The sequence below is a fragment of the Synechococcus sp. H55.7 genome (assembly GCF_047462395.1).
Classification (GTDB): domain Bacteria; phylum Cyanobacteriota; class Cyanobacteriia; order Thermostichales; family Thermostichaceae; genus Thermostichus.
This window is the reverse complement of sequence record NZ_JANSJD010000023.1, coordinates 35,797-49,346: the sequence shown is the minus strand read 5'-3', so window position 1 is coordinate 49,346 and position 13,550 is coordinate 35,797. Positions and strand designations below refer to the sequence as shown.

The following is a 13,550-nucleotide window of genomic DNA, read 5'->3' as shown; positions in this document are numbered from 1 at the left end:
CTCACCCCTGGCCCCTCTCCCACTGGGAGAGGGGAGGCGAGCGGTTAGCTCTTCGGGGGATCCCTAGAAATTGGAAAAGAAATTGGAAAAGAAATTGGAAACAAACAGAAGCCTCCTCACTTCTTCGTTAAGCTGGCTTTCGTTGAAGGGTTTGGTCAGGTAGCCAGTTGCTCCCGACCATTTGCCGCGGATGCGAGCTAGCAGGCCATCGCGCGAGGTAACCATTAGGATGGGGAGGGACTTAAACTCTTCCAAGCTGCGCACAATGCGGCAGAGCTCCAGGCCATCGATCCCCGGCATGGCGATGTCCATCAACAGCAGATGAGGCCGATGCTGAAACAACAGAGGGAGCACCTCGGCGGGGTTGCCTGTTGTAATCACTCGATAGTTGGACAAATATTGCCGCAGGATCTCTTGCATGACCACGCTGTCGTCCACCGCCAAGATGGTTATCGGGTTGTGGGGCTTGGTCTGCAGCAGCTCTTGGGGTGTTTGCAGGCTGACCAGCCCTTTTTTGACCCAGGCCGCAAAGAGATTGGCCACCTCCAGACGATCCCGACACAGCTTCTTGGCGATCACCTCTAGCGACTGGCCGTCTTTGGTGAGGGCGTGGAGCTTCTGTCGCTGCTCATCGGTGATGCGATAGCGGTTGACCCGCTCCCAGTTGACCACCGGTATCGCCAGCATCGTGGGAATGGCCACCTTCAAATCTGCCCATCGATCGTGGCGGCGGGCTGCTTCTTGCAACAGAGGCTCCAACTCAAACCCGCCGATGGGGGCCTCTTGGGCGACCCGTTCCTGCACTTCGAAGTAGCAGGCGCCTGACCGCTCAAACAGGTAGCGGTCGAAATCGGTGAGCAGGTTGAGCCACAGGGCATCTTCCAACTCTCCTGGCTTGAGCAAGCCCAACTGCGTGATGGCCTCCAGCAGCTCGGGCAGGGAACGGTTCTTCAGCAGGCGCTCTTGCACCACCGAGATGGCCCGCTGCGACCATTCCAAGTTGAGGCGGGCGATGAAGCGAGATAGGCGTTTCAGCAGGATTTGCGTGTTGAGGGGTTGATCGGCAGAAAAGAGGAGCCTGCCGTAGTAATAAGTCAGTACCCAGGGCTCTGCGACCTCGGCAGGATCCAGCCCTCTGAGGTGAAGGTGCAGGTAGCCAGTGGTAAACCGCCGGCCTTGCTGCCTGAGCAGGGGCGCAAGTTCCTCCGAACCGAATACGAAAGGGGACATGCGGCATTCTCCAGGCCAACTTCTTCAGGCCAATTGCCGGCCTTGTTCTAAGCTGTACCAACGCCTTGAAGGGTCGCCGTTGCAAAGCTGGCTACGGTTCCCAATTGAGAGCTTGCTGTTGCGCCTGCAGCAATTCTCGGATCCCGGCTTGGGCCATCTCCACCATTTGCAACAATTGCGGTCGGCTGAAGCAGCCGGCTTCGGCAGTGCCCTGAATCTCGATAAAGGATCCCTGCTCGTTCATGACAATGTTCATGTCTACCTCGGCTTGGCTGTCTTCCTCATAGCACAAATCTACGAGGACTTCCCCCTGCACAATTCCCACCGAAAGGGCCGCCACTTGCTGCCGCAGCGGCGATCCCTGAGCCGGATCCAGCAACCCCTGTTTGCATAGCCAAGTGACGGCGTCGTGCAGGGCCACATAGCCCCCCGTGATCGCGGCGGTGCGAGTTCCGCCATCGGCCTGCAACACATCGGCATCGAGGGTAATGGTGCGGGATCCCAGCTTCTGGAGATCCAGAGCGGCGCGCAGGCTGCGTCCGATGAGGCGTTGGATCTCGGCAGTACGGCCCGATGGTTTCAACATCTCCCGTGGCTGTCGTTGTGGGGTGGCTCCGGGCAACATGCGGTACTCCGCCGTCAGCCAGCCTTGACCGGTATTCTGCAAAAAAGGGGGAACTTCTTCCGCCACACTGGCGGTGCAGAGGACATGGGTATCGCCAAACTTCACCAACACCGATCCGGGCGCATAGCGGGTGAAGCGGCGCTGGAAGGAAACCGGGCGCAATTGAGCAGCCGTGCGGCCATCGGGGCGTTGCCAGCTCATGGGCAGTTCAAAAAGGGATCCCTCGCATTGTCAACCATGTCTGGGCTCAGGGATTGGAAACTATACAGAGCATGACTCGGCTGCCGGCGAGAAACGGATGCGGACGGAAGCGATAAAAAAATGCACCAGCACAAGCTGGCGCCAGCAGTTTAACTCTCACCGGTCAGGCATCAACCTAGACAAAGGCAGGGATCCGAGAGTCTCCCAGGGCCTCTACCAGCGCCCGCACTTGGGCCACCATGGCCACTTCATCCTGGAGCCGGCTGACAGCTTTGCCCACCCCCACACCTGAGGCACCGGCAGCGATGGCCAGGCGCACCGTTACCGTTGAGAGGCCGGAAGCGCAGATAACAGGCACCGAGACCACACGGCTGATCTCATAGGCGGCGGCCAAGGTGGGGGCAGCCTTCTCGATCAAGCCCAGGGATCCCCCGTGAACCGGCTCGGCACTGGTGCTGCCCTCGGTTTGGATGAGATCGGCCCCCAGATCTTCCAGTTTCTCGGCCAATTCCGCCTGCTGATCCAAAGGCAGCGTGTGGGGAACGGTAACCGACAAAAGCGTGCGCGGCAGCAGAGAGCGGGTTTGGCGAGTGAGCTCCAGGACTTCCGCAGCGGAGAAGATGCGGCCCGAAGGGTAGAAGCTGTCGTAATTGCCGATTTCAGCCATGTCGGCCCCCGCTTGGACGGCGGCAGCCAATCGCTGCGGCTCCACCGCCGACACGCAGATGGGCAGATCAATTTGCGCTCGCACCTGCTGCACCAATTCGGGACTGGCGGCGATGTCCACCCAAGTGGCTCCTCCCTCCTGGGCGGCACGGGTGACTTTCAGCACCGACTGCAGGTCGAAGTTTTGCAGGCCGCTGATGATCTTGAGGGCACGGCGCCGGGCAAGGGCGTCGAAAAGGGCAGCTTGAGAGGCTGTGGTCATAGGCTCGTTAGCTTGTTGAAACGGGATACAAGAGGAGTGAAAGCAAATCGGCTAGGGCAACCTTTGCTCAGTCTAGAGGGTTTGCTGCCATCCTACAAGGGATCCGCCCTTGGCCGGTTACCCCAATCTTTGCGGGCTATCCCAAGATCTTTCAATACAATAGGGATCCCCTCTTCTGCTCTTGCCATGTACCGCTCTCCTTTCCCCTTCTTGGGCCTGGCTGAGCCGGATCCGGAGCTGGCCCAAGCCATTGTGTTGCCTATCCCCTACGAGGCCACCACCTCCTACGGCAAAGGCACGGCCAAAGGCCCTCAGGCGCTGTTGCAGGCTTCTGCCTATGTAGAGATCTACGACGAGGTGAGAGACTGCCAGCCGGCCCTCCACCCCGACTTTGCCGCAGAGACCTCCCGCTACTGGACGGCGCCGCCAGTGGAGTTCGAGGGGCTGGACGCCCACGAGTTGGCCATGGCCGCAATTCAGCGCCGCGCTGCCGAGTGGGTAAGGCCAGGGCGGTTTCTGCTCTCCATTGGCGGGGAGCACTCCATCACTGGCCCCTTGATTGCCGCCCACCTGTCCCACTACCCAGAACTGCACGTGCTGCAGATCGATGCCCACTGCGACCTGAGAGACAGCTACGAGGGATCCCGCTACTCCCACGCTTCCGCCATGGCCCGTGTGGTGGAACAAGTGGGCGGCCGCCTCACCCAAGTGGGGATCCGCTCCCTCTGCGCCGAAGACCGCCAGGCCATTCGCAAGCACCGCTTGCACACCTTCTTTGCCCACAGCCTGCACGGCAAGCCAGCCCAGGAGTGGATCCCCGAGGTGATCGCCACGCTGGGATCCCAGGTTTACCTGACGGTGGATGTGGACGGGTTGGATCCTGCGGTCGTGCCGGCCACGGGCACCCCCGAACCCGGCGGCTTGGGCTGGTGGGAGACCGTAGAGCTGATCCGGGCCCTGGGGCAGCAGCGGCAAATCGTCGGCGCCGATGTGGTGGAGCTGGCGGTCACCGGGGAACGGGAAACCGATCGCCGCAGCGCCTTCACCGCCGCCAAGCTGGCCTATCAGATCCTGGCGGCGGCCTTGGGCTAGGCTCCAGAAGAACTGGGCTATGGCTGGGTTCCCCCTGTTTCCACCTGGCCGCTGGAGCACCGGCTCCAATCTCGAAGTATCCAGACAAAACGAGGACTGGACTCTCTCTGTCGAGATCTTCTGCTAGCTTCCTAGGTGGCCCTAGCCATGTCTCCGCCTTCTTCCAGCTCCCTTGAAGCGTCGCCGCCCCCCGTTGACGAAGAGCTCATCCACAGCCGCATTCAGGCCATCCGCGCCCGGATCCCAGGCCATGTGGAGATCATGGCGGTGAGCAAAGGCTACAGCGTCAACCACATCCGCGCCGCCTATCGAGCCGGGATCCGCCACTTTGGCGAAAGCCGAGTGCAAGAGGCAGCCGCCAAACAGGCGCAACTGCAGGATCTGACCGATATTGTCTGGCACTTGATCGGGCATTTGCAGACCAATAAGGTAAAGCCGGCCCTCAGACAATTTGCCTGGATTGACAGCGTCGATAGCCTGCGCCTGGCCAAGCTGATCAACCAAAAAGCCTGGGAGCTGCACCTTACCCCCAAGCTCTGCTTGCAGGTGAAATTGGCCCCGGATCCCAATAAATTCGGCTGGCTCATCCCCGATCTGTTGCAAAGCCTGCCGCAACTGAACCAACTGCTGCAGGTGCAAATTGTGGGCCTGATGACCATTTTGCCTTTGGGCTTGAGCTCAGAGGCAGCCCTAGAGCTGTTTCGCAAGCTGGCCGAGCTGGCGGATCACATCCAGCGCAGCGGCTACGAGCATCTGCAGTTGCACACCCTCTCCATGGGCATGTCCGACGATTACCCCCTGGCGGTGGCCGCAGGCTCCAACCTGATTCGGCTGGGGCGCGCTTTGTTCGCCGATGCCGAGCGGAAATAGATAGATGGAGTCTCCATGAAGCCGCTGAATTGTGATTAAATTTTGTGTAAAGCAGCGCAACTCCGGAGTTGCCCTGCAGGGCACGCTCTGGGTTGGAGTTCGGCCTGAATCGGGCAAAAACAGGGCAATCCCGCCCAAAATTTACCCTGTCGGGGAAATTTTAGGGAAACTTGTAATCATTTGCGTCACTCCCGTTAACACGTGTTCAAGCTGGACAAGGAGCGCAGTAGACTCTGGCCAAAGCAGTGGCTGGACAAGTGGGATGACATCTTCACTTCTTCTGGGTAAACTCGACTCGTCGGGCCCATGGGTTTTTTAACCTGCCTCGGCAGCTTCTCGAGCAAACCCTGTCTCGGCCTTTTGAAAAACTTTAACTAAAAATAAAGATTGGAGATGCCCTTTGGCTTGACTGGGCTACTCAAGATCCAATCAAGAGCCTGAATCCTGCGCTTGCCGCAAACCATGACCTGTAGTGAGGATGTGGACGATGAATGTCAATGGAATCTGGAGCAGGGTAAGAGATTTTGTGGGCCTGAATGATCCCGTGGACGGCCTGGAGGAGTACCCTGAAATGGAAGGGCAGGATGATTACCAACTGCTCTACGAGGGACGCCGTTCCCAACCGGCTCCTGAAGAGCAGGAAGCCAGTGCCCTTCCACGCGGACGTCGACAACGGGGAGCGGAAGCCGGGGAAGGGTCTGTCGGTCGAGAAGAGTCGCGGGGCCATCGGCGCAGTCAACATCGGGATCGCTTAGCAGGGGGCAGTATGGGGAGCAACGTAATTGGATTACCGGGCGTCAACCCACCCACCAGCGAAGTGGTGGTGCTGGAGCCGCGCAGCTTTGACGAGATGGCTCAAGTCATCCAGTACCTGCGGGAGCGCAAGACGGTGATCATGAACTTGACCCTGATGGATCCCGCCGAAGCACAGCGCTCGGTGGATTTTGTTGCCGGTGGCACCTACGCCATCGATGGCCACCAGGAGCGCATTGGCGAAAATATTTTTTTGTTCACCCCCAGCACGGTGACGGTCTCCACCCCCAGTAGCCAAGGGGTGCAGCCGCTGCAGCGTCCCTTGCACAGCCCTGCCCCTCTCTGGCCCAGCAGCTATGAACATTTGCAGGCGGTGGGCCAGCACTAGCCAGTATGGAGCGACCGCTGCTGAGTGTGATCGGGGGGGGAGCCATGGGATCCGCCCTGCTGCGGCGTTGGGTGGCCGCGGGGCTTTATCCTGCAGTTCAGGTGGCTTTGCGGGAGCCCGACCCGGACAAGGCCAAGACCCTACAGCAGGAGCTGGGCATTCGGCTGTTGGCGGATCTATCTCAGGCGGGAGAGTCTGAGATTGTATTTTTGGCCGTCAAGCCCCAGGTTTTCCCGCAGGTGGTGGCTGAGATGGGCCAGCCGTCCGCCGCGCAGTTGGTGATCTCGATTATGGCCGGGATCCCTTTGCAGCAGTTGCAGCAGGCTTTTCCCCAGCAGAGGGTGGTGCGCACCATGCCCAACACACCGGCGCTGGTGGGAGCAGGGATCACGGCTATCTGCTACGGGCCAGGAGTGACGCCTGATCAGAAGGAGCAGGTGGAAAGGTTGTTTCGGGCTGTAGGCCAGGTGGTGACGGTGGCCGAAAGCCAAATGGATGCGGTGACGGCCCTGTCGGGATCGGGGCCGGGGTATTTGGCGGTGATCCTGGAAGCGCTGATCGACGGGGGGGTGGGGGTGGGGCTGCCGCGTCCCCTCGCCACCCAACTGGCGATGCAGACCTTGGCGGGCACGGCTGCCCTTTTACAGCACGAGAAGCTCCACCCCGCTCTTCTCAAGGATCAAGTGACCAGCCCAGGGGGAACGACCATCGCCGGGATCCAAGTCCTGGAAGAGGCGGGGGTGCGAGGGGCCTTGATGCGGGCAGTGCGGGCAGCCTACGAGCGCTCCCGCCAGCTACAGGGCTCCTAGGGCCTGCCAGAGCGGGCGGGTGATCCAGTTCCATCCCACCTTGAGCTGGTGCTCCAGGGTAGGTAGACGCACCAGGTAGATGGCTCGTCGGGCCAAATAGCCCAGGGGGCCGCTCAGGGTGAGGCCGCCGAGGGCGGAAAGCACCGCCGTATCCGTCCCCAAGCTGAGCATTTCCCCCAGAGAAAAGTAGCGGAACGGCAGCAGGGGCCGCTCCTGCGTGAGCAAGGCCCACAGGTTCCAAGCGCAATAGCCGGCCTGTTGAAAAGCTGCTTGGGCGGTGGCGGGCACCGGCTGGCCTTCGGCATCCACCACCGCCGCTACGTCTCCCAGGGCAAACACTTCTGGAAAGGGGGGAGTTTGCAGGGTGGGCAAAACCTGCAGCCGTCCCCGCTCACTTTTGGGCAGATCCAAGTTGGCGATCACCGCTGCCGGTCGGGTTCCGACGGTCCACAGCACCGCATCCACAAGATCCGTGGCTATCTCCTGGGCCTCCAGCCGCTGCAATTGTAGGCGCAAGGGGGGGGCGCCGTTCTCGCCCAGAGCCTCGATGCCCAAAACCTTGGTTTGCAACTCCACCTGCACCCGCCGTTGGGCCAACGCCACTTGGGCCGCCTCCCGGCTGGAAGGAGCAAAGCCCGACAAAATCCGGGATCCCACCTCAATAAGACGGATCCGTCCCCGCGATCCCAGCCGATCTGCCAGCTTGCAGGCCAGTTCCACGCCGCTTGCCCCCGCCCCGGCAATGGCCAGAGTTATCGGCTGAGCCGGATCCCGCTCTTCCAACGTTTTCAGGTAGGCCCGCAGCCGTTGGGCATCGGCCAGGGTGCGAAAGGGAAAAGCGAACTCCGCCGCTCCCGGAACGCTCTGTAAAGGGGTTTCTCCCCCCAGCGCCAGCACCAGCGCGTCGTATTCTAGGCTCTGCCCGTCTTCCAGACCCACTCGGCGGGCTTGAAGGTCAATGGCCTGGACAGAGCCGCGGCGAAATTGCACCGACTCCGAGGGCAGCAGATCTTGGAAGCGGGGAGCCACCTCCCAGTCCTCCATTTCTCCGGTGAGCAGCTCGTACAGCAAAGGAGCAAAGACAAACCGCTCCTGGCGATCGACCAAGGTAATTTGGGGTGGCTCTGACCAGGGTTGCCGGCTCAGTTCCAAAGCTGTGTACAACCCGCCAAAGCCGCCCCCAAGAATGCAAATGCGATTCATGCTCAGATGCTCAGCTTGAGATTACCAAAATTGCGCGACAAGCCCCCACCTAAAAGATAGGCCCTGCCAACGCCAGCGGGCCGACCGGGGATGGCACACCTTATGCTTCATGCTTCGAGCTGACTTGCACTGGCCCGGCTAGACCTCTCCAGCGTAGTCTTTGCTGCCCCAGCCCCGCCAGCCCGGCACTTCCGACAAAGAAGCCCGTCGCTCGTCCAGCCAAGTTTGGAGAATCACTGCCGCCGACTGTTGATCGATCAAACCCTTCTGGGCCTTGGCCGGGATCCCGGCCTCGCGCAGATCCCACTCCGCCTGTACGGTGCTCAGGTATTCGTTGACGGTAATAACGGGAAGATCCACCGCCACCTGCAAAGCGCGCACAAACCGCTGCACCTTGCGGGCCTGGGATCCCACCGAGCCATCTGCCAAAAGGGGGATCCCGACCACCACCACGGTGGCCCGGCGGCGGCGGATCCACTCCTGCACTTGGGCAATGTCTTCGGGCAGGGAACGGCGCCGGATCACCCCCAGGCCGGTAGCCAGCAGCCCCAGCCCGTCGGAGCCAGCCACGCCGATGCGACGGTTGCCCACGTCCAGACCCAGCGCTGAAAAGGGATCCCTTGTGGCAGAATAGTTCAGGTCTGTTGACATCTGTTTATCCCTCTTGCCGACATTGTAACGGCCTGAAACTCCCTGTCTCTAGCCGTGTAGCTCGGCTGAACCTCTATCCTTTTTCGACGACCCTTTTTGGAGCCTTCTCGATGACCAGCGCCACCCTGTCTCTCCCCAAGCACGAAGTTAAAGACCTCAGCCTCAGCTCCTTGGGCAAGCAACGGATCCAATGGGCGGCGCGGGAGATGCCGGTGCTGGCCCAGATCCGGGAGCGCTTTGCCCAAGAAAAACCCCTGGCCGGTCTGCGCCTGGTGGCCTGCTGCCATGTCACCACCGAGACGGCCAATCTGGCCTTGGCCTTGCAGGCAGGGGGAGCCGATAGCGTCCTCATCGCCAGCAACCCCCTCTCCACCCAAGACGATGTGGCCGCCAGCCTGGTGGCCGACTACGGCATCTCGGTCTTTGCCATCAAGGGGGAAGATGTAGAGACCTACCGCCGCCATGTCCAGATCGCCCTGGATCACCGCCCCCATCTCATCATTGACGACGGCGGCGATGTGACGGCGGAGCTGGTTCAGCATCGCCAGGAGCAGGTGTCGGAAATCATCGGCACCACGGAAGAGACTACCACCGGCCTGGTGCGCCTGCGGGCCATGTTCAAGGCGGGGGTGCTCAACTTCCCGGTGATGACCGTCAACGACGCCGAGACCAAGCACCTGTTCGACAACCGCTACGGCACCGGCCAATCCACCCTGGACGGCATTCTGCGCTGTACCAACATTCTCCTGGCCGGAAAAACAGTGGTGGTGGCCGGCTACGGCTGGTGCGCCAAGGGGGTGGCGATGCGGGCCCGCGGCATGGGATCCCAGGTCATCGTGACCGAGGTCAACCCGGTGCGGGCTCTGGAGGCGGTGATGGATGGCTTTCGGGTTATGCCCATGGCCGAGGCCGCCCCTCTGGGGGATCTGTTCATCACCGTCACCGGCAACAAGCACGTTATCCGCGGCGAGCACTTCGACCGGATGAAAGATGGGGCGATGGTCTGTAACGCCGGCCACTTCGACATCGAGATCGACCTGGTGGCCTTGCAAGAGCGGACGGTTTCCCGGCAGAGCGTGCGCCCCTTTGTGGAAGAATACCGTCTCCAGTCGGGCAAATCGGTGTTCGTGCTGGGGGAGGGCCGGCTGATCAACCTGGCTGCCGCCGAAGGCCACCCCGCCAGCGTCATGGACATGAGCTTTGCCAACCAAGCGCTGGCCTGCGAGTACCTGGTGAAAAACCGTGGCCGGCTGGCGCCAGGGCTGCACCCCATTCCTGCGGAGATCGACGAGGCCATCGCCCGCCTCAAGCTCAAGGCCATGGGGATCCAAATTGACAGCCTTACCCCGGAGCAGATCGAGTACGGCAACACCTGGACGGCAGGAACCTAGAGAAAGCCCCTCACCCCCGCGGTGGAAAACCTGGCCCACCTGCGCCGTTGGGCCAGCAGGCAGGTGGGGCGGTAGAGCTCAAGCACCACCGCCCCGGTGCACCTGGGCCCAGACGCGGGTGGGCAGACCCCAGATGTAGATGAAGCCTTCGGCAGCGCGGTGGTCGAACTGATCCCCTTCCCCGTAGGTGGCCAGCTCCGCGTTGTAGAGGGAGTAAGGAGAGCGGCGGCCCACGCAGACAGCCTGGCCCTTGTGCAGGCGCATCCGCACCACGCCGGTAACACTCTTTTGGGTGGTGCAGATGAAGGCGTCCAGGGCCTCCCGCAGCGGCGAATACCAAAGGCCGTTGTAGATCAATTGGCTGTAGGTGGTCTCGATGCCGTACTTGTAGTGGATGACCTCGCGGGTGAGGGTGAGGCTTTCCAGCTCGCGGTGGGCCTGGATCAACACCGTTAGGGCCGGACACTCGTAGATCTCGCGCGACTTGATCCCCACCAGCCGGTTTTCAATCATATCGATGCGACCGACACCGTGGCTGCCGGCTAAGGCGTTGAGCCGCTCGAAGAGGGCTCTGGGGCCAAGGCGCTGCCCGTCCAGCTCTACCGGGATCCCCTCTTCAAAGGCGATCTCCACATAGGCGGGCTCGTCGGGGGTTTGAGAAATAGGCCGGGTGAGGGCGTAGACTTCCTCCGGTGGTTCTTGGTCGGCGTCTTCCAGGATCCCGGCTTCGACGCTGCGGCCCAGGATGTTGAGGTCGATGCTGTAGGGGCTGGACTTTTGCACCGGCATAGGGATCCCGTAGCGCTCGCCGTAGGCAATGGTCTCCTCGCGGGTCATGCCCCACTCGCGGGCCGGGGCCAGCACCTTGAGCTTGGGGTTCAAGGCGGCGATGGCCAGGTCGAAGCGCACCTGGTCGTTGCCCTTGCCGGTGCAGCCGTGGGCCACGGCGTCGGCGCCCACCTCTTCTGCCACCTCCACCAACAGCTTGGCGATCAGGGGTCGGGCCAAGGCAGTGGAGAGAGGGTAGCGCTGCTCGTAGAGGGCATTGGCCTGGATGGCGGGGAAGGCGTAGTCGGCAATCAGGGTCTGGACGGCCTCCCGCACCAGGGATTGCTCCGCCCCGGCCCTCAGCGCCTTGGCTTGGATGGCCTCCAGCTCTGCCCCCTGACCCAAGTCCACCGCCAGGGTGACTACCGATTCCACTCCCCACTCGTGCTTGAGATAGGGGATGCAGACGGAAGTATCGACGCCGCCCGAATAGGCTAATACCACTTTCTTTGCCCGTCCCATGCTGCTGCGGATCCCTGCTGGAAAAAAGTTGCTAGCCCATTATGCCTTGTTGCTCGGATCTTATACTCGGCCTGACCCTAGAGGCAGCTTTGTCGGCTATTCTCGAAGGGATTTCTCCCGGGCCTTGGATCGCTGTCCAAAAGGTTGCCGGCGCAAATTGGGGTGTGAGGTCAGGTGAGTATGGCCGGCAAGAGGATCCCGGCAGCACAGCAAAGACTCAGGCGCCAACGAGTGCTGGGGTTGGGGATCCTGTCTCTGCTGGGCTTCGTGGCGGGGATGGGGTTCGCCGCCCTCTCCCAGCCGGAAGGGGGATCTCCCGTCGCCGCTCCAGAGCCGGAGCCGCCCCGTTTTACGGCCCACGGCTGGCCGCTGCTGGATCCCTTGCCGCAGCCGGACGAGATCTGGGAGTGCGAGCTGGTGGTGGTGGGCGGATCCCTGGGGGGCGTGGCGGCTGCAGGCCAAGCCATGCGGGGGGGTGTGCAAACCTGTCTCATCGAGCTCACCCCCTGGCTGGGGGGGCAGATCACCTCGCAGGGGGTATCGGCCATCGACGAGTCCCTCCCCATGCGGCAGCGGGGCAATTTTTCCCGCCACTGGCTGGAGTTTAAGGCCCTCATCGAAAGCCAGCCGCTGCATCTGCCCGCCTGGACAGGGATCCCGCCGGGAACCCGCGTGACCAAGATCAACAGTTGCTGGGTAGGGGGGCTGTGTTTTCCGCCCCAGGCGGGTCTGCAGGCGGTGGAAACCTGGCTGCGGCAGGCGGCTCAGTCTGCTCCCCAGAGTCGCTGGGCCACCCAGACCGCTTTTAAGGGGGCCACCTTCAGCGCTGACGGCTCCCGCATCGAGAGCCTCTACGCCGTGCAGCGGCAGCCGCGGGATCCCAATTTTGTGCCGCCAGGGCGGCTGTGGCGGGAATTGGTGAGCTGGTATGGCTGGCAGGAGACGGAAGTGTTTGCCAAGCGGGTGCTGCGGCTGCAGGCGCCACCGGGCCGCAACCTGTTTGTTATCGACGCCACCGACACCGGCGAGCTGGTGGGCTGGGCGGGGATCCCCTACCGGCTGGGCTCAGAAGGGCGAGATCTGACGGGGGAGCCCAATGCCGCCCCGGCCAGCAACCCGGAGTGCACCCAGGCCTTCACTTTTCCTTTCGTGCTGGCCATCCACGACGATGGCGGGCGCTCCCGCGCCGAGCTGGCCCAGTTGCAGCCGGGCTACTCCCGCGCCGAGCACCGCCGCCAGTTCGACCTGGAGGGGTTTCCCACCTTCAGCGGCCAGAGCTTTTTCAACTACCGCCGCATCGTCAGCAAAGGCCGCACGGATCCCTTCCACAGCACACCGGTGCCGGGCGACCTGACGCTGGTGAACTGGAACCGCGGCAACGACTGGGGGATCATGAACCCGCCCCTAATCCTGACAGAAGAGCGGCTGGTGGCCTCAGGGCAGCGCCACAACTGGCTGGGGGGGCTGGACGTCTCCGCCCTCAAAGATGGAGAAAACCACGCCCTGCTCTTTGCCGAGTGGCTGATGGAAACCCAAGCCCGCGCCGGCTATCCCCTCTCGTTGGTGTTTGCCGAGGACTCTTTGCTGGGCACCCGCTCCGGCCTCAGCCTCTACCCCTACATCCGGGAGGGGCGGCGCATCCTGGGGCGAGCTGCCTACGGCCAGGCGGAATTCCAGATGCTGGAGCAAGACATCCGTGTCGGCACCAGTGGGGGACGGGACTTTAGCCCCACCGCCGTAGGGGTGACTCACTACGCCATCGACATGCACGGCTGTCGCTACCGCAACTGGGAGCCTTCCCTGTCGGCCAGCTCGGCGCCCGTCAACGAGTTTTCCGTCCGCCCCATCGTCATCCCCCTAGAGGCCCTGATCCCCCAGAAAGTGGATAACCTGCTCATCGGCGGCAAAGGGATCGCCGTCAGCCACATCGTCAACGCCGCCACCCGCACCCATTACGGCGAGTGGACCATCGGCTCGGCAGCGGGGCTCATCGTAGCCTGGTTGCACAGCCAGGATCCCGGCTTGATCCCGGCCCAGATTGTGCCGCAGGGCAAGATGGCCGACTTGCAGCGCTACCTGGTTGCCCATGGACAGCGGCTGCACTGGTAGGCAGTTGCCG

General features: G+C 62.3%; 12 protein-coding genes. 6 read left to right on the top strand and 6 right to left on the bottom strand.

Annotated elements, in window-relative coordinates; genetic code table 11:
• Nucleotides 1-63 precede the first annotated feature (63 nt).
• The 3 genes from NW851_RS11255 to NW851_RS11245 all read right to left on the bottom strand — a co-directional run bounded on the left by NW851_RS11255 (nt 64) and on the right by NW851_RS11245 (nt 2,984).
• The gene (locus tag NW851_RS11255) at nt 64-1,230 is read right to left on the bottom strand and encodes a response regulator (protein ID WP_414338575.1); all 1,167 of its coding nucleotides are present in this window, start codon (nt 1,228-1,230) and stop codon (nt 64-66) included.
• Between the two features lie 91 nt (nt 1,231-1,321).
• Complete coding sequence (rph, locus tag NW851_RS11250) at nt 1,322-2,056, bottom strand: ribonuclease PH (protein ID WP_414333437.1); 735 nt, start codon at nt 2,054-2,056, stop codon at nt 1,322-1,324.
• A gap of 175 nt (nt 2,057-2,231) precedes the next feature.
• Nucleotides 2,232-2,984, bottom strand: a complete 753-nt coding sequence (locus tag NW851_RS11245; RefSeq protein WP_414338572.1) for a DUF561 domain-containing protein — start codon at nt 2,982-2,984, stop codon at nt 2,232-2,234.
• 186 nt (nt 2,985-3,170) lie between these two features.
• Between NW851_RS11245 and speB the strand changes: the two genes are divergently transcribed.
• The 4 genes from speB to proC all read left to right on the top strand — a co-directional run bounded on the left by speB (nt 3,171) and on the right by proC (nt 6,896).
• Nucleotides 3,171-4,076, top strand: a complete 906-nt coding sequence (speB, locus tag NW851_RS11240; protein ID WP_414338569.1) for an agmatinase — start codon at nt 3,171-3,173, stop codon at nt 4,074-4,076.
• A gap of 147 nt (nt 4,077-4,223) precedes the next feature.
• Nucleotides 4,224-4,946 (top strand): YggS family pyridoxal phosphate-dependent enzyme, encoded by a 723-nt coding sequence (locus NW851_RS11235; protein WP_414333442.1) that lies wholly within the window; start codon nt 4,224-4,226, stop codon nt 4,944-4,946.
• Nucleotides 4,947-5,517: 571 nt separating this feature from the next.
• Nucleotides 5,518-6,087 (top strand): cell division protein SepF, encoded by a 570-nt coding sequence (locus NW851_RS11230; RefSeq protein ID WP_414338579.1) that lies wholly within the window; start codon nt 5,518-5,520, stop codon nt 6,085-6,087.
• A gap of 5 nt (nt 6,088-6,092) precedes the next feature.
• Nucleotides 6,093-6,896, top strand: coding sequence for a pyrroline-5-carboxylate reductase (proC, locus tag NW851_RS11225; protein ID WP_414338565.1), 804 nt, complete (start codon nt 6,093-6,095; stop codon nt 6,894-6,896).
• Here proC and NW851_RS11220 read toward each other — a convergent pair.
• Together NW851_RS11220 and ruvX are read right to left on the bottom strand one after the other, a co-directional pair.
• A complete protein-coding gene (locus NW851_RS11220; RefSeq protein WP_414338562.1) occupies nt 6,882-8,099 on the bottom strand; it encodes an NAD(P)/FAD-dependent oxidoreductase in 1,218 nt (405 codons plus the stop codon). The genes proC and NW851_RS11220 overlap by 15 nt on opposite strands.
• 138 nt (nt 8,100-8,237) lie before the next feature.
• A complete protein-coding gene (gene ruvX, locus NW851_RS11215; protein WP_414333448.1) occupies nt 8,238-8,750 on the bottom strand; it encodes a Holliday junction resolvase RuvX in 513 nt (170 codons plus the stop codon).
• Nucleotides 8,751-8,860: 110 nt separating this feature from the next.
• Between ruvX and ahcY the strand changes: the two genes are divergently transcribed.
• Nucleotides 8,861-10,141, top strand: a complete 1,281-nt coding sequence (ahcY, locus tag NW851_RS11210; RefSeq protein ID WP_414338560.1) for an adenosylhomocysteinase — start codon at nt 8,861-8,863, stop codon at nt 10,139-10,141.
• Between the two features lie 78 nt (nt 10,142-10,219).
• On the opposite strand, the gene NW851_RS11205 is transcribed toward ahcY, so the two are convergent.
• The gene (locus tag NW851_RS11205; RefSeq protein WP_414338557.1) at nt 10,220-11,431 is read right to left on the bottom strand and encodes an argininosuccinate synthase; all 1,212 of its coding nucleotides are present in this window, start codon (nt 11,429-11,431) and stop codon (nt 10,220-10,222) included.
• A gap of 180 nt (nt 11,432-11,611) precedes the next feature.
• Between NW851_RS11205 and NW851_RS11200 the strand changes: the two genes are divergently transcribed.
• On the top strand, nt 11,612-13,540 hold the full coding sequence (locus tag NW851_RS11200; protein ID WP_414333454.1) for an FAD-dependent oxidoreductase: 1,929 nt from the start codon (nt 11,612-11,614) through the stop codon (nt 13,538-13,540).
• Nucleotides 13,541-13,550: the final 10 nt, after the last annotated feature.

What these genes read in the sequence shown, in the direction of transcription:
- NW851_RS11235 (WP_414333442.1), top strand. Translation starts at nt 4,224, where the DNA reads ATGTCTCCGCCTTCTTCCAGCTCCCTTGAAGCGTCGCCGCCCCCCGTT.
- ahcY (WP_414338560.1), top strand. Translation starts at nt 8,861, where the DNA reads ATGACCAGCGCCACCCTGTCTCTCCCCAAGCACGAAGTTAAAGACCTC.
- NW851_RS11255 (WP_414338575.1), bottom strand. Translation starts at nt 1,230, where the DNA reads ATGTCCCCTTTCGTATTCGGTTCGGAGGAACTTGCGCCCCTGCTCAGG.
- speB (WP_414338569.1), top strand. Translation starts at nt 3,171, where the DNA reads ATGTACCGCTCTCCTTTCCCCTTCTTGGGCCTGGCTGAGCCGGATCCG.
- proC (WP_414338565.1), top strand. Translation starts at nt 6,093, where the DNA reads ATGGAGCGACCGCTGCTGAGTGTGATCGGGGGGGGAGCCATGGGATCC.
- NW851_RS11220 (WP_414338562.1), bottom strand. Translation starts at nt 8,099, where the DNA reads ATGAATCGCATTTGCATTCTTGGGGGCGGCTTTGGCGGGTTGTACACA.
- rph (WP_414333437.1), bottom strand. Translation starts at nt 2,056, where the DNA reads ATGAGCTGGCAACGCCCCGATGGCCGCACGGCTGCTCAATTGCGCCCG.
- ruvX (WP_414333448.1), bottom strand. Translation starts at nt 8,750, where the DNA reads ATGTCAACAGACCTGAACTATTCTGCCACAAGGGATCCCTTTTCAGCG.
- NW851_RS11245 (WP_414338572.1), bottom strand. Translation starts at nt 2,984, where the DNA reads ATGACCACAGCCTCTCAAGCTGCCCTTTTCGACGCCCTTGCCCGGCGC.
- NW851_RS11230 (WP_414338579.1), top strand. Translation starts at nt 5,518, where the DNA reads ATGGAAGGGCAGGATGATTACCAACTGCTCTACGAGGGACGCCGTTCC.
- NW851_RS11205 (WP_414338557.1), bottom strand. Translation starts at nt 11,431, where the DNA reads ATGGGACGGGCAAAGAAAGTGGTATTAGCCTATTCGGGCGGCGTCGAT.
- NW851_RS11200 (WP_414333454.1), top strand. Translation starts at nt 11,612, where the DNA reads ATGGCCGGCAAGAGGATCCCGGCAGCACAGCAAAGACTCAGGCGCCAA.